This window comes from Bacteroidota bacterium (genome assembly GCA_018831055.1).
GTDB lineage: Bacteria > Bacteroidota > Bacteroidia > Bacteroidales > B18-G4 > M55B132.
On record JAHJRE010000001.1, the window covers coordinates 1 to 5,327 of the forward strand.

General features: G+C 44.0%; 4 protein-coding genes. 2 read left to right on the forward strand and 2 right to left on the reverse strand.

What is annotated here, in order from left to right; all coding sequences use genetic code 11:
* Positions 1 to 1,923 (forward strand): hypothetical protein (locus KKA81_00005; protein ID MBU2649288.1); only part of this gene is annotated, 1,923 nt, incomplete at its 5' end.
* Positions 1,924 to 1,936: 13 nt separating this feature from the next.
* Positions 1,937 to 2,662 (forward strand): LPS export ABC transporter ATP-binding protein, encoded by a 726-nt coding sequence (gene lptB, locus KKA81_00010; GenBank protein ID MBU2649289.1) that lies wholly within the window; start codon positions 1,937 to 1,939, stop codon positions 2,660 to 2,662.
* Positions 2,663 to 2,677: 15 nt separating this feature from the next.
* On the opposite strand, the gene KKA81_00015 is transcribed toward lptB, so the two are convergent.
* Both KKA81_00015 and KKA81_00020 read right to left on the reverse strand, forming a co-directional pair.
* The gene (locus KKA81_00015; GenBank protein MBU2649290.1) at positions 2,678 to 3,055 is read right to left on the reverse strand and encodes a hypothetical protein; all 378 of its coding nucleotides are present in this window, start codon (positions 3,053 to 3,055) and stop codon (positions 2,678 to 2,680) included.
* A 64-nt stretch (positions 3,056 to 3,119) separates the two neighbouring features.
* Positions 3,120 to 5,279 (reverse strand): aldehyde:ferredoxin oxidoreductase, encoded by a 2,160-nt coding sequence (locus tag KKA81_00020; GenBank protein ID MBU2649291.1) that lies wholly within the window; start codon positions 5,277 to 5,279, stop codon positions 3,120 to 3,122.
* Between the last annotated feature and the right edge of the window lie 48 nt (positions 5,280 to 5,327).

Below are 5,327 nucleotides of genomic sequence, written 5' to 3' on the forward strand. Positions count from 1 at the left end.
AAGGCTTACCTTCCGATCTTCCTTACAGAAACATTATCGGATTTCTACTACAGTTCAGATCCTCCCGGAAAGGTTGAAGTGATCAAAGCATCAAAAATATCCGGCGTGGAGAATGAAAGCATAACACAATTCCTGGGAGACCTCTACCAGAATGTGAATATTTATGATAATTACATTACCCTTTTTGAAAAGAACTTCGTTAGCCCAATTGCGAATTTCGGACTGGGTTATTATAAATATTACCTGATCGACAGCGCCTATATTGGTAATAAGTGGTGCTACCAGATGATGTTCAAGCCCCGCAGGAAACAGGAACTGACATTCACAGGAGAAATGTGGATCCATGATACCACTTTTGCGGTCAAAAAAGTGGAAATGACCATAGCCGACGATGCCAACCTGAATTTTGTCAATGAACTTGGTATACGACAGGAATTCGACAGGGTAGATGGGAAACAATGGATGATCACAAAGGATTATATTGTGGTGGACTTCAATGTAATAGAAAACTCGAAACGAACTGTTGGCTTTTTTGGCCACAGAACGACCATGTATAAAGACTTTGTTTTTAACCAACCAAAGGAAAAGCAATTCTATAATGTACCTGTTGATGTTGTGGTGAAGGAGGATGCAAGAAGTAAAGACGATGAATTCTGGTCCGATGCCCGTCATGAAGACCTTTCTGAAAAGGAAGAAGGTATTTATGAGATGGTGGATTCAATCAAGAATGTCCCGCTTTTTAGAAGCTATGTCGATTTCTTTTATATGGCATTTAACGGATACCTGAAATGGGGCAATGTAGAGATCGGCCCTTATTACAAGATGGCAAGCTATAATGAGATTGAAGGTTTGCGGCTTCGACTGGGAGGCCGGACCAGCAACAAGTTTTCCACTAAACTAATGCTTACAGGACATCTGGCTTATGGAACAGCTGACGATCAGTTCAAATACAACCTGGGTTTCCTGTACCTCTATTCCAAAAATCCACGAAGGGGATTTTCTGCCGAATATACATACGATATTGAACAATTAGGTAGCAGTATTAATGCCTTTAGCGAGGATAATCTTTTCTCATCCTTTTTCAGGAGAAACCCGGCCAATAAACTATCAATGGTGCAGGAATTTGACACCTATTATGAGCATGAGTGGTTCCCGGGATTCTCCAACACATTGAATCTTATTCACAGAAGGGTTTACCCGGTGGGCGATACCCGTTTTGTAATCTATGAAAATGGTACTACAACGGTTAAAAGTTCCCTGATTACTTCAGAGGTTAGGCTGGATACGCGTTTTGCCTATAAGGAGAAATTTGTGATGGGGGAGTTTGAACGTATCAGCCTCGGAACAAACTATCCCGTACTTTCCCTATCCTATGGCTATGGAATACCAGGCTTGCTTAACGGGGAATATGAATATCACCGTCTTCAGCTTGGGGTTCGCCAATGGTTTAACCTGTTTTCTTTTGGTTGGTCGAAATATATCTTTGAAACCGGAAGAATTTGGGGTACCCTGCCTTATCCTCTCCTGAAAATGCTTCCGGGTAATGAGACTTTCCTCTTCGATGAATATGCCTATAATCTGATGAATTATTATGAGTTTCTCACCGATGCCTATATCAGCCTTTATTATACACACCATTTCGATGGTCTCATCCTGAATAAAATTCCGCTGATGCGCAAACTGAAATGGAGGACGGTCGCCCATGCACGTGGGGTCATCGGCAATCTTTCCGATGAAAATAAAAACTATTCTGAGTTTCCCGGTGTCCTGAGTGATCTCGAAAAGCCTTATTATGAAGCCGGTGTCGGGATTGAGAATATTTTTAAGATTTTTAGAGTTGATGCTATCTGGCGTCTTACTCACCGGGAAGAATCGAATGGCGATAATTTTGCTTTGTTTTTATCGTTCTGGTTTTCATTTTAAGTATTTTTGGTTTATGATTTTACGGACAGAAAACCTGGTAAAAAAGTATGGCAGAAGGACGGTGGTCCGTGATGTTTCCTTCCAGGTGAGCCAGGGAGAGATAGTCGGACTCCTCGGCCCGAACGGTGCAGGGAAAACTACTTCATTCTACATGATCGTTGGTTTGATCAAGCCTTTATCCGGAAGAGTTTTTCTCGAAGAACAGGATATCACTGAATTTCCTATGTATAAGAGAGCTCAGATTGGTATCGGATACCTGGCCCAGGAGGCTTCCGTTTTCCGCAAACTCAGTGTTGAGAATAATATCAGGGCTGTTCTTGAATTCACCAGCTATACAAAAGATGAACAAAAAGAAAGGCTGGAAAGCCTGATCGACGAATTTGGCCTGGGGCATGTCAGGAAAAGCCTCGGAATACAACTCTCGGGTGGAGAAAGGCGGCGAACGGAAATTGCCCGCGCCCTGGCTGTCAACCCCAAATTCATCCTCCTCGATGAGCCTTTTGCCGGTGTAGATCCTATCGCCGTCGAAGACATTCAGAGCATTGTCTCTACCCTCAAGGATAAAAACATCGGCGTGCTTATTACCGACCATAATGTTCACGAAACACTTTCCATAACCGACAGAGCATACCTGCTTTTCGAAGGCGCTATCCTGAAATCAGGTACATCAGAGGAACTCGCAATGGATGAACATGTGAGAAAAGTTTACCTGGGTGAGAATTTCGAGTTGAGACGATAAAACGATTGCTGTTTTTCAGGATTTTGCCCTTGCTTTATACTCACGGAAAGCATTTTCGAAATTTTCATCAAACTCTGTGTTAAGCGATTGGTAGGCTTCCAGGAGCTTTTCCCCGGCGGGAGTGAGATGAGTAAATTCCTGGGCAGATGCTCCTTTCCGACATTCAGTTATTGCATAACCTGTTATCGATTCCGCTTCACGGATAAGTTCCTTTGCCTGTTTATAGCTAAATCCAAGCTTTTCGGCTGCTGAAAATAAATCTGGATTCTCCTTCAGGCAATGCAGGATGAAAAATGTACCATCTCCAATCCTGCCATTACCGGTAAGGGAGGTTAACCACAGTTTATAATTCATCAAAACAGTTTGCCTGTCGGCCTTTCCACGTTTTCCCATAGTTTTATTTTCGAGATGCGAAGATACGCATACCGGCTGAAAAGCGAAGTAAGAATAGAAAATATTAATCTTCCTGATGAGGGTTTACCATCTCAATCAGCTCAGGCAGATCCATCCCAATTCTTTTCAGGTGTGAGATTTTTGGAACCCCGTTGCGGGTCCAGCCCCTCCTGAAATACACAGCATCCAAAAGCTTTTGATACTGATCCTCCCGGTAATCCCTCAATACCTTCATTTTTTCCCCGGTACTCTTGCCTTCAGGATTGTATCCAATTTTTTCCTTTAGCTGTTTGTCGTAACGGTCAGCCCTTGATTCATATTCTTCAACGGTTACCGGTCCTGCTGCCCTGAAGGGCTGCTGGTCGTATTTCCTGATACCAAATCCCCTGCGAAGATTGAAAATGCGTTGGAAATTATAAACCCTTTCCGATTGAGTTATCATTTCGTGCTTGTCAAAATCTTTCCCCGTAACAGCTTTGTAAATGGTTACGTAGTTGTCAACATGCTCAGGCACTTTGGCCGGCTCAGATTGTTCTGCATTGTCGGCAGGTTCAACATCATTCCAGGGTAGTTTGCATAAGCCTACCAGTCCGAACCAGGTTCTGAACATCGGGAAATAATGCAAGGCCTCAGCTTTATCCTCAAAGGTCGGAATCTGATTATTCACCATATCCATAAAGATCAGCCAGGCTTCATCATGCTGCGGGCCTTTATTGGTCATGGCAAATCCTCCCTGTTGCGCCAGGGATTCCTTGGATACATATTCCGAGTATTCAAGCCCTTTGTTTTCCATGGCAATATCCTGAAGGAAACCAGGATCACCCCAGCCTTTCTGAATGAACATTTCCTTCATTTTCCTTACACCCATGCCGGCTATCAATCCAAAACCTTCCCCGCGGGCAAGCTGATGCAGCAATTCCATGGCAGAATCGGTATTACCGAAGTTTAACTTCAGCCCTCCTGTCCTCTCTTCATTCAGGATACCGTTTTCATAACACTCCATGACAAACGCCAGCAGGGTACCCCAGGTAATTGTGCAAATTCCGTATGTATCACAGTAAAAATTAGCCTCAATGATATAATCCGGATTGAAGATCCCGCAATTGGATCCCAGCCCGCCGGCATTTTCGTATTCCGGCCCGTCGACAATCACCTTTTGGCCTTTGTAGGGCCCGGTGCGCAATTCATAATTATCTACACCTTTGGCACAGGCCATATTACAGCCTATCCAGCACCCGTCGGGGATGCCCTGTGTGAACCGTTCCTTCCATACTTCCGAGTGGATGGCATCGGCCTCAGGATGGCTTCCGTATTTATAGTTGTGTACAGGCAAAAGGTCGTAGTCGTTCATGATGTTTACCAGGTGAGCCGTTCCTTTAGTCCTCATCTCTGCCTGTGAATCATCAAGATCACGCATTTCCTTGTTGAAGCGTCTGCCCCTTTCCATAATTGACTCAAGATCGGCAACATTATTGAGATTCCCTTTGACCCCCGGAATCTTTGCGACAATAGCCTTAACCTTCTTGTTGCGGAAAACCGTTCCTATGCCTCCCCTTCCTGCCTGTTTCAACCTGACCAGTTTACGCTTTGAGTCGTAAAAACTGAAATTCAACATGCCAATCAGAGAATGATCTGCTGCAGCACCGGACGAAACTACGGCAACATTCTTCTTGTCCTTCTCATCGTCGGCAAACATCTCCGTGAGTATCTCTGCAAGCTCATGACTGTCGCGTGGTTCCAGCGGAGCTTCCATGATTTGCACCTTGTGGTTTATCCCATCAATGAAAATAATTATCTCATTTGTTGCCTTTCCCTGTAATTCCAATGCATCAAACCCTGCAAATTTCAGGTAAGGCCCAAAAAATCCACCCACATTCGAATCCATCACCGAATCGGTCTGCGGAGAAATACTTACACAAATCGATTTTCCTGTGCCTGAATATTGCGTAATCCCCCCAATTGGCCCGGAAGATATGTTGATCTCATTATCCGGATCGTCCCACTTTGTTTCAGGCCGGGTTCCATCCCACAAAAGACGTAAGCCATACCCCTTACCCCCGATGAATTTTTCCTTCATCAATGGAGGAACCTCTTTGGCGCGGATCTCATTATCCGATATATTAATGTACAGGGTTTGATCTGTGTATCCCCTCCATAATGGTTTCCACTCGTACGACCACTCTTTCAGTAGTTTATGGGCTTTTTTCATTTCTTCAATGCTCATATCTTTGAGGTGTTTGTTTCGTTAATTCTTTCACAACAAAATTATGAA

What these genes read in the sequence shown, in the direction of transcription:
- KKA81_00015 (MBU2649290.1), bottom strand. Translation starts at nt 3,055, where the DNA reads ATGGGAAAACGTGGAAAGGCCGACAGGCAAACTGTTTTGATGAATTAT.
- lptB (MBU2649289.1), top strand. Translation starts at nt 1,937, where the DNA reads ATGATTTTACGGACAGAAAACCTGGTAAAAAAGTATGGCAGAAGGACG.
- KKA81_00020 (MBU2649291.1), bottom strand. Translation starts at nt 5,279, where the DNA reads ATGAGCATTGAAGAAATGAAAAAAGCCCATAAACTACTGAAAGAGTGG.